Here is a 13,167-nt window from a genome sequence, read left to right on the forward strand (position 1 = left end):
CACCGAATACCGCTGACCACGAACGGTCTCCGGGTGGCTCGTGCAGTTCGACAAGCCATCGGGAGACCCTTCGCAGTGGGCGGAAGAAATGCAGATCAGCAGAACGCGCGGGATGCGGTTCGCGGAGAAGCTACCTTCAGGTCCCGTGGCCGGAGCGGCCAGGCGGGACGCGCGCACGGATCAAGAAGGCGTTGCGCGCTGGGCGTCCCGCAGGGCGTGCGGGACAAGGGCCACGCCGCCGATGGCGGGCACGGCTCACGGGGAACGGGGTCGGGTCAGGAACCTTGGCGGCCGCTGCGGTGCGGGCGCGAGGCACCGCGCTTGGACGTGCCGGATTCGACCGGCAGCGTGCCTTTGCAGTCGGGGTAACGACTGCACGACCAAAACGGGCCGCTCTTGCCGCTGCGCTGACGCGTGGGTGCGCCGCACTGCGGGCATGCCGGCCCTTGGGGAACCTTGATGGACAGGGACGCGATGCTGTACTGCGCGATCAACTGCGAAATCCATGCAGCCTGCTTTCCGATGAATACGTCCAGCGTAAGCTGTCCAGCTTCGATCATGTCGAGCGCCTGTTCCCAGACAGCGGTAGTGCCAGGGTCGGCGATCGCCGCGGGCACGGCGTCGATCAGTGTGAAAGCAGCATCGGATGCGCGGATGGCGCGCCCCTTCTTCACGATATAGCCGCGTGCGATCAGGCCGCTGATGATGTTGGCTCGCGTCGCTTCGGTGCCGATGCCGACCGTGTCCCTGAACTTCTGCTTCAGGCGCGGGTCCGTCACCAGCTTGGCGACTCCCTTCATGGATTTGACAAGTTCGCCCTGCGTGTACGGCCTGGGTGGCAGCGTCTTGAGCGCCTTCAGATCGACGTCGGCCACCAGACATGCCAAGCCCTCGCGCAGCGCGGGAAGCACCTGGCTGCGCGCCGCAGCGTCGCCGTCCTCGTCGGGCTGAGGCTCGGTCAGTACCAGGGGCCAGCCCTTCACCACGACCTGCTTGCCCGTGGCCGCCAGTTTCTGCTGGCCGCAGGCTAGGTTCGCCACGGTGCGATCGAACTCGTGGTGAGGGAGGAACTGCGCGAGGTAATGCGCCCGGATCAGCCGGTACACCGCCAACTCCTTCTCGCTCATGGCCGAGAGGTTCGCTGGTTCGAGCGTCGGAATGATGCCGTGGTGCGCCGTGACCTTGCCGTCATTCCATGCACGCGAGCGCTGGGAGCGGTCGAGCTGGTCCATGATCGGGCGCAGCGAGGGATCGGTCCTGAGCAGACTGTCGAGAACCGTGGACACCTCGGCGAACATGCTTTCGGGCAGATAGCCGGAATCCGAGCGCGGGTACGTCGTGGCTTTGTGCGTCTCGTACAGGGCCTGGGCGATCTCCAGGGTTTCCTGCACGTCCAGCCCAAGTTGCTTGGAACAAACCTCCTGCAAGGTGCCCAGGTCGAACAGCAGCGGCGGGCCTTCGCGCACGCGCTCGGTCTCGACCGACACCACCTGCGCGCTGCCCGCGCCGCGAATCTGCTGCGCGGCCCGCTGTGCGACCGGCTGCTGCAGGCAGCGGCCCGTGTCGTCGGTGTAGGCATCGGGCGGAACCCATTGCGCGGTGAAAGACTGGCCGCTTGCGGACAGGGACACGTCGATGGCCCAGTACGGTACGGACACGAAGGCCGCAATTTCGCGGTCGCGGTCCACCACGAGCTTGAGCGTCGGTGTCTGCACGCGGCCGACCGACAGCACGCCGTCGTAGCCCGCTTGTCGACCGAGCACGGTGAACAGGCGGCTGAGGTTCATTCCCACGAGCCAGTCGGCCCGCGATCGTGCCAGCGCCGAGTAGTACATCGGCAGCGTCTCGGCCGATGGCCTGAGCTTGCCCAGTGCGGCGCGGATGGACGCATCGTTGAGTGCCGACAACCATAGCCGCTCGATGGGGCCGCGGTAGCCGCACAGTTCGATGATCTCGCGAGCGATCAACTCGCCTTCGCGGTCGGCATCGGTGGCGATGACAAGCTGGGTCGCCTTCGCCAGAAGCGCCTTGACGACCTTGAATTGCGTGGCGGTCTTCGGTTTGACCTCGACCCGCCAATTCTGGGGAATGATGGGCAACTGCTCAATGGACCAGCGCTTCAACTGCTCGTCGTAGGCTTCGGGCGCAGCGGCTTCTACGAGATGGCCGATGCACCAGGTGACAGTGACGCCGGAACCGTTGAGACAGCCTTCACCGCGCTGCGTGGCGCCGAGAATCCGGCCAATGTCTTTGCCCTGGGAGGGCTTCTCGCACAAGAACAGCCGCATATCCGTCCATCCGATTCCCGTGGTTCATGGAGTTGCTGGGATCGAGCATGCCGAGCACCACCAGGAGCAGCAGCAAACAAGCGGCACGCGGCGGCGACCGCTTTCACGGATGGAAGGGCTTGTGCGGGGATGGCGAGTGGCCGGAGGTATGCGGGTCGGGAGCGGCGATTCGCGGGTACGCGTGGAAGTCAGTGGACGTTGATGGAGCTATCCCCTGGGGATAGCTCGCGGCACATGGAGGGCGGCTAAGCACCGCGGCAGCCGCCCTCCGTGCCGGGTCACTTCCTGCGCTTCGTCTCTTTCGGCGCGGTCGATTCCTGGTCGGCCTGCGGCTTCGGTTCTGCCTCCTGTGGCTTCGGGCTGAGGACCACAGACTCGATGCGGTACGGCAGAATGCCGACGCTGCGCGCGTTGACTTGCCAGGTCTCGCGTGGCTGATCTTCGTTGTCCGTCCAAGGCTCGCGCTCCATGCGGCCGATCACCAGCACCCGCATACCCTTCTGGTAGAGGCGCTGCCAGTGCTCGGCGTCGCGGTGCCAGATTTCCACCGGCGCCCAGAAGCCGCCACGGTCCTCAAAGGTGCCATCCTTCTTGGGAACGGGGTTGTCGAAATAGACGTTCAGGCGCAGCAGGCGGGTGGGCTCGTCGTTGCCATTGGGGAATTCGCGGTACTCCGGTGGCGAGCCGATGTTGCCTTCGCCAGAAAAATGCGTGCTCATGGTGTGATCTCCGTGGTGGTTGAAATACCCGTGCCTCGTCGGCGCCGGGCGCGTGCTGGGATGGCTGGCGCAATCACCGATCGCGCATTGCGGGTGGGGTGGACGTGAGCCGGCGCAGGTAGGCGTTGTCTGCCTCGGCCGCTTTGCTGGCGCATTCCTGCGCCTGCCTGCCCAAGGTGTGCAGCAGGCTGATCTGCATGTTCAACGTGATGCGCTGCAGCTCGATCGCGTGCAGGTCGGCCAGCAGGTTGGCCGGCGTGCTGGTGCTCGCCATCAGCTCCTGCCACAGGGCTACGCCCATGGCCGAGCGGTCGTGCTTGCGCCAGCGAAGGAACGTCGTTCCCGCGCCAGTTGTCTGCTGGGCCAGCTCGATGGGTAGCAGGTGGAAGGGATGCCCGACTGCCTGTTGCAGCACCTGTCGCTGCGCCAAGCCAATCAGTTCGTCGCGCATGGCGAAGCACTGGCTGGCCCAGGCCTCGAAGTCCCCTTTACCTTTAAAAGGCTTTAAAAGGCCTTTTAGAGAGGCCGCGTGTTCCAGCCGCATGAAGGCTTCCTGTTGCAGGCCCCGGAAGTAGCGGATCGGTTGGTTCAGATCGCTCATGCCGGTTCGTCCTCACCGGCTGCGGTTTCGGATGGCTCGGCGGTGATGGCTTCATCGCCGGACGGAGGCGCTGCGGCAGAACCATCGCTGCGCTGTTGCAGGCCACGGCGCGCGATGGGCGGCGCAAACTTCGAACGGCGTGTGCCTTCGAGCACCTCCTGGGGCAGTTCGCCGAACTTCTCCAGCGCCGCCCGTGCTGCGGCATTTTTGGCCGCGAAGTCGTCCCGGGTGCAGCCCGAGTAGCGGTACTGCTGCGCCAGACTGAACAGGCTGCGCAGCGCGTGGGCGCCTTCGTTGAGCCATCGCTCCAATGTCGAGCGATCGATCAGCGCGGTGTGATGGGCGAGGATCAACTTGCGGGCGATGTCGTCGTAGTCGGCCAGGAGATAGACCGCCGCGAAGCCGAGCTGCGCGTTCACAAATAAGGGGAGCTTCACCGGCTGCACGTTGAGGTTTTCGCCCAGGCTCAATGCTGCGGGTACGCCGGCCAGCGCCTGGTCAACTTGCTCGCGCAGCGATTGCAGCGTGGATTTGGTCTGGTCGAGCTTTTCCTCGATGCGCAACATCCACCAGTCGCTGTACGGGTCGTCTTGCTCCGATCCGCGCTTCATCTTGTTCATCACGGCGATGTAGCCGTTGAGCCCGACAATGCCCGGCCGCCCCTCAGCGGCGGCACGCCCATGCCAGATGCGCGAGGCGTGGTGGGTGTGAAGCGTCAGCGACATCGCGCTGCGCAAGGAGCCGAGATTGAGTTGTAAAGGTTCGTTGGTTGCCATGGTGACCGCCCGCTGTGGAAAAGGAGCCGTCAGGATCGACACGCAACGGAAGGCAGTCAGTCAACAAACCGAAATGAATCAGTCCCCGGTTGTCATGGCAGTGCCAGCCCGAGGCACGAGCTATCCCCAGGGGATAGCTCCATCAAACGCCATGGAGCACTGTTCGCGCGAATGTCAGCGTCGCTCCTGAAACCGGCGCCATCGCAGTGCGGTGGACGAAAGTACCGGGCCGTACCTGTCGGCGTTACGCCTTGCATTACATCTATCCCCTGGGGATAGCTCTACTGACGGCCACGGATGTCTGCTTCATGACCATGCCGCTCGTAACGATCAGCTCTTGCGCAGAAGGTCACGCAGCCGTTCGATGTGCTGTTTGGCCACCTCGGGTGGAACCACATTGCGTGGTGCCTCAGACGGCGCATCTCGCGCGGCGGTGGGGGGTGCTGTCGCGCCAGCCTGCTTGGCCCACGCGTTGAACTCGCCACGGATGGCGCGCTGGATGATGCCGAACAGGTAGCCGGCCGGGTTGCGGATGGTGTTGCCGCGACAACGATCGGCCCATTCGTCCAGCACGGCCTGACGCAGCGGGACATCGACCTGCTGCAATGCCACCATCGCCCCGGCCTGCTGCTCTTCTTTCAAACCAAGGAAGCGATCAGGCAAGCGGACACCTTGCATCGCGCGCACCTGCCCACGCTCGCGCGCGGTAGTACGTACTTCATTAATACGACTACTACGTACAGTACGGTCCTGCTTCGGATTCCGAAGAGAGCCGTCTGACGCGGGTTTCGGCCCTGCTTCGGATTCCGAAGACGGGTGCTCGGGATTCCGAAGAAGGCTTGGAGCCCCTTCTTCGGAATCGTGAACCATGTCCTCCTGTGGATAACTCTCTTGCGTCCCGATGCCCTGGCTGGCGAGGCGTTCGGCAAGGACCTGCAGCCGCGAGGGCAGCGTGCGGCCGGACAGCAACGGGTCTTCGGCGATCTCCTTGAGGGTGTGCAGACCCACGACCTGAACGGCCTTGGCCGAGTGGCCCAGAGCCTGGCTGACGAGCTGCAAGTAGTCTGCGTCGAGCTGCATCGCCTCGAATGGAGTCAAGGGCTCGTCGTGCAGAACATAGAGGTTGCCGAGAATACGGCCGGTCTTGGGGTCGCGTCTGCGCCGCACGAGACTCAACCAGCGTGTCAGGCGCAACAGCGTCAGCGCGCGTGCGACGGTCTCGTGGGAGGCTTGTCCAGCGCAGGGTGTTGACGCGAGCCATGGCCGAAGTTGCTCATATGTCGGAAACGCAGTGACGCCATCCTCGTTGAGCATCATCCGAAACACTTGCCACGCATTGCGCTCCAGCGGTGTCAGGCGTCGGTCGAGAAAGAGCCGCCGCGGCACGCTCTCGTGACGATTGCCGCTGAAAAGGAAACCGTCACCAGATGTTGACCCAGGCGACGGTGCAGATGCAGGTGCGGATGCGGGCGCCCGGGGTTTGGGCGCAAGGTCTTTCAGCGCGCTGTTGAACAGATCAGCGAGGGCGACGGGGCCATGGCGTGATGCTCGTGGTGCTGAGTCATCCACGGCCATAACTCAACCCAATCCTTGATCGATCCAGCCTTTGATCGCAGCCCAGACCACCGACAGCGGCAGTTCCATGCCTTCGGCGAGGTCCATTGCCGCATCAAGGACCGAGGTTTCGTCCTCCAGATCGACATTCCTGCTGCTGGTCACGGCCTTCCAGCGCCGCCACAGTTCCGTGTCCTGCTCCTCGTCCAGAACCGGATGGCGCCCCTTGCGTTTGGGCAGACCGAGAACTTCGCGTCGTAGCGCGACTTCCTGATGCGTAAGCCCGTAGAAGCGACTCACCATTTCCGTACTGGCGCCCAGGCGCAGCATGCGATCGACGGTGGCGATCTCCTTCTCCACGTCCTGCGCCTGCTTGAGCAAGCGTCGGAGCACTTCGCGGTTCACGGAGACAGAGCACCAGGAGACGTTGGCATTGGCCAATACGCTGATGAGCGCTGGATGCTTGAGCGCATCCAACTCTTCCTCCCCGAACCCCATCGCCTTGCATCGACGCAATTGGCCGTTGCGCAGGTCGTAGAGCGCCTGGGCGAGGACGGCCTGATTGAGTGGGTTCGGTGCGGACATGCTGGCAACCCTCGTTCAGGTCCCAGAACCGACAGCGCCGGCTTCCAGGTCCAGGAGGCGTCGGGCCAACCGCAGCAGTCGGAACAGCTTGACCAGCGCGGTGTCGCTCAATCGCAAGGCCGCATCGTCCTGGCCGTGCAGCAGTGCCGGCAGGTCGGTGACGATTTGCCCGCTGTCCAAGCCGACGTCGGCCGGCGTCTGACCGGCCAGAGAAACCAGCAGCGCGAGCACGGCGCGTCCCAGGGGCGACGAAGGCCGTGCCTGGGCGCGGCACGCGAACCCGATGCCATCGGGACGATCCGCGACGTACTCGTCCAGCTCGGCCTCGCCTGCGATCTCGCGCGCGAACTGCGCGATGTGGATGCGTAGCCGATCGGGCGTATCCAGTCCAGGGTCGATATACCAGATGTCCGAGATGGGATAGAGGCCACCGGCCTGCACTGGAATCGACTGCAATACGTTGGCTGAGAAATCGGGCGGTAGCGCGTCGCCTAACTGATCGGCGACCATGCGCTGGATGGACTGGAGCCGCTCCGTCGTTGGTGCCGGGGAGATGATGTGCTCCTGAAGCAAATCGCCGACCCCTGCCGTAGGGCTGGCCGCGGAGGCCTCCCTCGGGGCCGTGTCGTCCTCGCGCCGCGTAGGCGCGGCCGCTGCATGGCCTGGACGTGGTGCAGGCGTGATAGTGGATGGTGCTGATTCAACCGGCGATCGCGCGATGGCCCCAGGCTCAGGCAATGCGGGCGGCGCCGATGGCGGCGTCGGGTCGCTGACCAACGCACGGTGACGGCTCTCCGATTCGGTCAGGTCCAGCGCCAGGACGTCGTAGTCGATGCCCAGCAATTCGGACATCTGGCCGATCAGCTCGTCTTGCACTCGCTGCGGCGAAAACTCGTCAGCCTGCGTGTCGAATTGCGACAGCACTTCCTGAAAGAAGCCGTCGAAATCCAGAGGAAGAGAGCGGCCTTTGGCGTACTGCTCCCAGGTGCGCTCACAGGCCTTGCGCATGACCGATAGCCGCTCGACCTGGTGGCGGCCCAATCCGCCATAGAGCACGGTCGGGATCGCGGGCAGCAGATAGCGGACCGCATCGACCATGCGGCTGATGTGCGACTGCTGTACCGGGTAGCCATCGGCGGCCAGGCGGCGAGCCAGTTCGGACTGGCTCAGCGTGGTGCCGCTTTCCTCTTCGTAGAACTCACGCGCTTTCTCGACGCCGAGGGCTCGCTCGATGAACGTCAGGCCGCCGCGTAGCTCGTTCTCCGCAAGGTGCCCGGTCAATGCGACGATCTCGCCACGTGCGGGCCAGGGGCGGAACAAGCACGATATGCGGAAGAATCGCTCGTCCTTGGTCTCCGACCAGAGTTCACGCAGGATCGCCAGCCGCGTGTTGCCGCCGTTGCGGATGATGTAGTGATCTTCGCCTGGACGGCGCGTGATGGCCGGCGCCGCATCCAGGCCGCGTTCACGGATGGAAGCCTTGATTTCCTCGTAGGCGGAATTGCGCTTCTTGCGTGGATCGTGATCGTAGGGACGCAACTGGTCCAACGTCACGACCATCGGCGTGTCGACAATCGGGTCGCTCAAGGCGGTGGCGGATGGACCGCTACGTTCGAACCCGGCGGCAAGCAGCTTGCCAGCCATGTCCTGGGACCTCATATCAGCCATGGCCGCATTCCTTTACGCTCGCGGCCTGGGCTTGGGCCTGGCGCTCGGCACGGCGGATCTGCGCGCGGGCGTTGAGGGTCGCCCGGTGGTCGCTCGCGGTCGAGCTGGTGTAGATCGCGGCGCAGCCGACCTTGGTGAACTTGAGGTGTCCACCCGGTGTGCGTTTGACGTGCCAGCCTTCGCTGATCGCAAATTCGATCAGGACGCGTAGCCGCTTGTGGCCGCGGGCCAGTTCATGTGCGCTTGCCATGCTGCCTCCCAGTCTCAGAAGGACGCTGCTGGCGGCCGGACACGAAGGCCAATTGATCCTGCCATTGCGGGAACAACTCGCTGGCAAGGGCGCGCATGGTGTCGAGAGCGGCTGGCGCGACTCTGCCCGGTGGCTGTCGGTACTCGACGCGATGCACCGGCAGGCCGCGGGTCGCAGCGCGCGGATAGGCTTCGATAGCCGGCACGTCAGTAGCCAGCACACGGATGCCAGCATGCTCCTGGAACAGGTCGCGCAGGGCCTGCTGGATCAGCCGCGCGTTGGCGGACACGGGGTGGACGCGGTTGATGAGCAGGTGCAGCGGCGGCGGTTCGATGCCGAGGTGTCGGTACGGCGCGATGTCCTCCAGCAACTGCATGGTGCCGCGCCGCAACTCGCGGGCCGCGAGGATTTCCGGGGTCACGGGCGACAGCGCAAGATCGGACGCGAGCACGGCCATCTCCAGCAAGACGCTGCGCGCGCCCTGGGTGTCGATCAACAGCAGGTCATAGAGAGGCGCCAGCACCGGCAACAGATGGCGTAACCGCAGGCGCCCGTCCGGCGCATGCAGCAGCAAGGTGTTCAGTTCGCCTCGGTGGTCGTTGGAGAGCACTAGGTCCAGGCCCGCGATGCTCGTGCGGGACACGAGCCGGTCGAGATCGCGCTCGTTGAAGGCCAGCAGCTCGTAGATGCCACCGGGCGCGCGGTGGGCCAGTTCGTAATAGGACGACAACGTGGGCTGCACGTCGAGGTCGAGCAGCAGTACGCGCAAGCCCGCGTCGGCGGCAAGACCGCCGAGGTTGGCTGCGGTGGTCGTTTTGCCGACGCCGCCCTTGGTCGAGATGATGGATACAACCTGCATGGCGCTCTCCGTCTAGGGATAGGGAATTCCGAGGGAGAGCCGCTCAGGTGCGATTGTTGAGACGTTCGGCGATCCACTGGTCGATCTCGACCGAATCCCAGCCCACTGCACGCACGCCCAGACGCAGCGCCTGGGGGAACTTGCCGGCACGCATCAGGTTGTAGATGTGGGCACGCTTGAAGCCGGACTTGGCCTCGACTTCATCGAGACGCAAGATGCGGCGCTCGTTGGGCGGTAGTACAGGTATCTGCGACATGGCGGTCACTCCTGAACGCTCAGTGGCGTTTGTTGGCGTGACACCTATTCAAATGTCGACTTCTGTCTCAGGCCACCGTAAATGCGGTTTCCGTGACCGCAGATTCGGGCTTGCAAATATCAGGAAACGGCGGCCCGCAGCTTGCGGCGGGCTTGTGCAAACTTGGCTTGCAGCGTGCGATCGGTAATGCCCATGAGTTCGCCGTGATGCGCGATCATCGCGGTAGCGATAGCCTCCTGGCTATTGAAACTGGAATACGGTGTGCCCGACGGAGATTGGCCGAGCATCAGTTCCAGCATGGTGCCGATGATGTGGAGGTAGGTGGCCTCGGCCCGGTCGCTGATGGGGCATTGCGCGCAGGCGGGAATGACCGTGGACTGCTTGAGTAGCGCGTCGTGCTGTTCTTGCAGCTCGCGCATTTGGCGCTTGCACTGCTCCAGAGCGGATTTGAGGGCCAATCGCTCGACCAGCATGGCTTGGCCGGTCTCCAGGGAGATGACGGGATGGGCGATGCGTTCGCTGCGAGAGAAGAGAAAGCCGGGCCGCTGCTCGGGGTAGTGCTGGCGCATCCATCGCTTCAGATCGACGTGGCGAACCGTCAGATCAAGGGACTCGATCAGTGCGGTATCGCGTGTTGTGATGCCGTTCTGCCCGAAGGGCAGTTCCCCATTGAGGATGCCGTCGTAGATTCGGTCGGTGTATAGCCGCAGTTCGCCCCAGCGCGGGCAATCCAACGACTGTGGCAGATTCCTTGGCGATAAAACCGAGGCCAGGATCACCTGCTCGTATCGCAGCAGCCCAGCCCAGCGGATGGACGCTTCGATCGGGCGGTAGAACACCTTTGATGTTGGTGCATCATTCTTGTTCTCGTGCATGCTCCGTCTCCTTCCAGGAGAAGAACTACATGGCCGACTCCTTTATCGCCGACCCCGTGGTCGGGCAGTTGTCTGTGTAGGAAACGAGCCCCGAGGCCCGGTCCGTTATGGGTGCTTGAGCACTTCTCACCAGTGCGCTTTTACCGGTGGCTGTCATGTGCCCAATGTGCAAAAATTCATCGGCCGCTAGAAGGTCGAGCATCGGGACGTAGGCTCGACAGTGACGCTCACGCTATCAGCGTCGTAATAAGTTGCGGATTCTGCAAATCTGTCTCGGTATGGCCTTATATGCCAGCGGTTTCACAAGGCGCGACGAGATGGTGGTCGTTGTCCAAGGTCTAGGAAAACTGGGCGAATCCACGCCTGTCATACCCGCCCTGGCATCCTGATATACCGATAAAGAATCGCGTGCTGACGCGCCACGGCTAGGGTGCGCGTTCTTCCTGCGTGACTTGCTTGCGCAGACGGGCAATGCAATGCGCGTTGCATGCGGCTCGTAGATGGCATCCGAACTGGGCCGGCACCGAGAGGATCGGCCTGGGCGTCATCGCGGAAGCGGATGCGGGAACTGAGAGCAGGGGCACGGGCGGCCAGTTCGAGACCGTCGCCGATGACGTTGTGACGACTGCGGGTCTGGTGTGCTGGGTGTGGGTCTATGGATGCCAGTGGAACTCTTTGGACGATCTTTGTTGGCGGGGACGAAAAAATAGGCTACAATCTAGGTCTTCGCTGGCCACCTCGGCGAAGAAAGAGCTTGGGAATCAACGACTTACTGCCCTAGTAAACGTCTCGTCTCCCGCTCCAATTTATGATCTACAGACGTCCACTGACGTCTGTAAGTCATTGAAAAGAGGAGCTTCGGCTCCTTTTTTCATTCCAGCCAAAGCCACGGAAATCCACCGACAGCCAGCGTTTTTGAGGCCAAAATTAAGGCCAAAGAATGCGGGTGGTGCCGGTTCCGGGTTGTTGCTGGGGTTGGATCGGGATGACCAGCAGCATCGAGCCTAAGTCTCACGACTTAGGAGTTTGATGATGGCACTCTCTGATCTGACCGTGCGGCAAGCCAAGGCCGCCAAGAAAACCTACAGCATCCCCGATACCGACGGCCTCGGCCTGGTGGTCGCCCCTACCGGCGGCAAATCGTGGCACCTGCGTTACTACTGGCTCGGCAAGCAAAAACGCATCTCCCTGGGCAACTATCCCGAGATCGGCCTGCGCGAAGCCCGCACCTTGCGCGACGAAGCCCGGGCACTCCTGGCCCAAGGCATCAACCCCCACGCTGACCGTAAGCAGAAGCGGCACGCGGTCAAGTTGGCCTCGGACTACACGTTCAAGGCTGTCTTCGATGCCTGGTTCGAGCACCGCGCCAAGGAACTCAAGGAAGGCAGGAACAGCACGCTGTCGCAGATCAAGCGGATCTTCGAGAAAGACGTGCTGCCCAGCCTCAAGCAAATGTCGATCTATGACATTCGGCGGCCGCAGCTCCTGGGCGTCCTGGCGCGGATCGAAAAGCGCGAGGCGTTCACCACTGCAGAGAAGGTCCGTACCTGGCTGGGACAGTTGTTCCGCTACGCGCTGGTCATTGTCGAGGGAATGGAGGCCAATCCGGCTACGGACCTGGACGTAGTGGCCGAGCCCAAGCCCGCGGTGACCCACAACCCCTACCTGCATCTGCCTGAGCTTCCCGAGTTCCTCCAGAAGCTCAGGCTCTACAACCCTCGGGGCTGGCAGACCCAGCTTGGTATCCGCCTGCTGTTCCTGACCGGCGTGCGTACCGGAGAGCTGCGGCTCGCGACCCCCGACCAGTTCGACCTCGACCGTGGCCTGTGGATCATCCCGCCGGAAATCGTCAAGCAGCTTCAGGACGAGATGCGCAAGGCGGGCAAGCGTCCGCAGGATGTGCCGCCCTACATCGTGCCGTTGTCCGTCCAGGCCATCGAGATCGTGCGCTACCTGCTCGGGGTGATGCGGCCGGCGCAGCGCCACCTGTTGACACACCGCAGCAACCTCAAGAAGCGCATCAGCGAGAACACGCTCAACGCCGCCTTGAAGCGGATGGGTTACACGGATCGACTGACCGGACACGGTATTCGCGGAACGATCTCGACGGCGCTCAACGAGATCGGTTACCCGAAGATTTGGGTGGATGCCCAGCTTTCGCACTCCGATCCGAACAAGGTAAGTTCGTCCTACAACCACGCCAAGTATGTGGAGCCGCGGCGCCGGATGATGCAGGACTGGGCTGACCGTCTCGACTTGCTCGAACAGGCCCAGGTCGAAGCGGCCAGCGCACACCTCACTATCCACATCGAGGGCGTGCCCGCCATTGCGGAGGAGGACAAGGCTGACGCCATCGTTGCAAGTTCCTCTGCGGCACCCGTTCCGCCGGTAGTGGCTACCCCTATCGTTGTGACGCCGAGCGACGGAGGCATCACCTTCCAACGGTTGTCGCAGGTGCCGCCACCCCCGACACATGCGCCGGAACCCGAGGTGTCCGCCATCCAGCGCGAGCGCGAGGAAATGCTGGCCATTTACGAATCGCCGAGCAGTCTGCCGGTGCCCCTGTTCGGCAAGCTCGCCGGAAAGTCCAAGGACCAGATCAACCGCGAGCTGAAGGCCGGCAAGCTGCTCTCCATCAGCCTGGGCAACCGGGGGCAGCGCGTCCCCGACTGGCAACTGGTGCCGCTCAAGCATAAGCTGGCCCAGGTGCTCATGCACCAGTACCCGCAGGCGGAT

12 protein-coding genes are annotated in these 13,167 nt (G+C 63.5%); 1 reads left to right on the plus strand and 11 read right to left on the minus strand.

Annotation, left to right across the window (positions count from 1 at the left end):
- Positions 1-275 precede the first annotated feature (275 nt).
- The 11 genes from K206_RS0133970 to K206_RS0134020 all read right to left on the minus strand — a co-directional run bounded on the left by K206_RS0133970 (position 276) and on the right by K206_RS0134020 (position 10,431).
- Complete coding sequence (locus K206_RS0133970; protein WP_011489283.1) at positions 276-2,288, minus strand: DNA topoisomerase III; 2,013 nt, start codon at positions 2,286-2,288, stop codon at positions 276-278.
- 278 nt (positions 2,289-2,566) lie between these two features.
- Positions 2,567-3,007, minus strand: a complete 441-nt coding sequence (locus K206_RS0133975) for a single-stranded DNA-binding protein (protein ID WP_011489282.1) — start codon at positions 3,005-3,007, stop codon at positions 2,567-2,569.
- A gap of 73 nt (positions 3,008-3,080) precedes the next feature.
- Complete coding sequence (locus K206_RS0133980) at positions 3,081-3,608, minus strand: DUF3158 family protein (RefSeq protein WP_003460292.1); 528 nt, start codon at positions 3,606-3,608, stop codon at positions 3,081-3,083.
- A complete protein-coding gene (locus K206_RS0133985) occupies positions 3,605-4,384 on the minus strand; it encodes a PFL_4669 family integrating conjugative element protein (RefSeq protein WP_011489281.1) in 780 nt (259 codons plus the stop codon). The genes K206_RS0133980 and K206_RS0133985 overlap by 4 nt, the downstream gene beginning before the upstream one ends.
- 330 nt (positions 4,385-4,714) lie before the next feature.
- Positions 4,715-5,959, minus strand: a complete 1,245-nt coding sequence (locus tag K206_RS0133990) for an STY4528 family pathogenicity island replication protein (RefSeq protein WP_011489280.1) — start codon at positions 5,957-5,959, stop codon at positions 4,715-4,717.
- A gap of 3 nt (positions 5,960-5,962) precedes the next feature.
- Entirely contained in the window at positions 5,963-6,523 is a 561-nt protein-coding gene (locus tag K206_RS0133995; RefSeq protein WP_011489279.1) for a DUF2857 domain-containing protein, read from the minus strand.
- 15 nt (positions 6,524-6,538) lie between these two features.
- On the minus strand, positions 6,539-8,191 hold the full coding sequence (locus K206_RS0134000; protein ID WP_011489278.1) for a ParB family protein: 1,653 nt from the start codon (positions 8,189-8,191) through the stop codon (positions 6,539-6,541).
- Positions 8,184-8,441: a hypothetical protein gene (locus K206_RS0134005; RefSeq protein WP_003460282.1), complete on the minus strand. Its 258-nt coding sequence runs from the start codon at positions 8,439-8,441 to the stop codon at positions 8,184-8,186. Before K206_RS0134005 ends, K206_RS0134000 begins: the two co-directional genes overlap by 8 nt.
- Positions 8,425-9,300 carry a ParA family protein gene (locus K206_RS0134010; RefSeq protein ID WP_011489277.1) on the minus strand — a complete coding sequence of 292 codons (876 nt, stop codon included), beginning with the start codon at positions 9,298-9,300 and terminating at the stop codon, positions 8,425-8,427. The genes K206_RS0134005 and K206_RS0134010 overlap by 17 nt, the downstream gene beginning before the upstream one ends.
- Positions 9,301-9,343: 43 nt before the next feature.
- Positions 9,344-9,556, minus strand: coding sequence for an AlpA family transcriptional regulator (locus tag K206_RS0134015; RefSeq protein ID WP_003460278.1), 213 nt, complete (start codon positions 9,554-9,556; stop codon positions 9,344-9,346).
- 119 nt (positions 9,557-9,675) lie between these two features.
- A complete protein-coding gene (locus tag K206_RS0134020; RefSeq protein WP_003460276.1) occupies positions 9,676-10,431 on the minus strand; it encodes a hypothetical protein in 756 nt (251 codons plus the stop codon).
- Between the two features lie 1,032 nt (positions 10,432-11,463).
- On the opposite strand from K206_RS0134020, the gene K206_RS0134025 reads away from it, so the two are divergent.
- On the plus strand, positions 11,464-13,167 hold a 1,704-nt coding region (locus K206_RS0134025; protein WP_196812961.1), incomplete at its 3' end, for an integrase arm-type DNA-binding domain-containing protein.

It is taken from the genome of Cupriavidus sp. WS (genome assembly GCF_000395345.1).
Classification (GTDB): domain Bacteria; phylum Pseudomonadota; class Gammaproteobacteria; order Burkholderiales; family Burkholderiaceae; genus Cupriavidus; species Cupriavidus basilensis_B.

Coding starts and splice junctions, on each gene's coding strand:
- K206_RS0133970 (WP_011489283.1), bottom strand. CDS start 2,288: ATGCGGCTGTTCTTGTGCGAGAAGCCCTCCCAGGGCAAAGACATTGGC.
- K206_RS0133975 (WP_011489282.1), bottom strand. CDS start 3,007: ATGAGCACGCATTTTTCTGGCGAAGGCAACATCGGCTCGCCACCGGAG.
- K206_RS0133980 (WP_003460292.1), bottom strand. CDS start 3,608: ATGAGCGATCTGAACCAACCGATCCGCTACTTCCGGGGCCTGCAACAG.
- K206_RS0133985 (WP_011489281.1), bottom strand. CDS start 4,384: ATGGCAACCAACGAACCTTTACAACTCAATCTCGGCTCCTTGCGCAGC.
- K206_RS0133990 (WP_011489280.1), bottom strand. CDS start 5,959: ATGGCCGTGGATGACTCAGCACCACGAGCATCACGCCATGGCCCCGTC.
- K206_RS0133995 (WP_011489279.1), bottom strand. CDS start 6,523: ATGTCCGCACCGAACCCACTCAATCAGGCCGTCCTCGCCCAGGCGCTC.
- K206_RS0134000 (WP_011489278.1), bottom strand. CDS start 8,191: ATGGCTGATATGAGGTCCCAGGACATGGCTGGCAAGCTGCTTGCCGCC.
- K206_RS0134005 (WP_003460282.1), bottom strand. CDS start 8,441: ATGGCAAGCGCACATGAACTGGCCCGCGGCCACAAGCGGCTACGCGTC.
- K206_RS0134010 (WP_011489277.1), bottom strand. CDS start 9,300: ATGCAGGTTGTATCCATCATCTCGACCAAGGGCGGCGTCGGCAAAACG.
- K206_RS0134015 (WP_003460278.1), bottom strand. CDS start 9,556: ATGTCGCAGATACCTGTACTACCGCCCAACGAGCGCCGCATCTTGCGT.
- K206_RS0134020 (WP_003460276.1), bottom strand. CDS start 10,431: ATGCACGAGAACAAGAATGATGCACCAACATCAAAGGTGTTCTACCGC.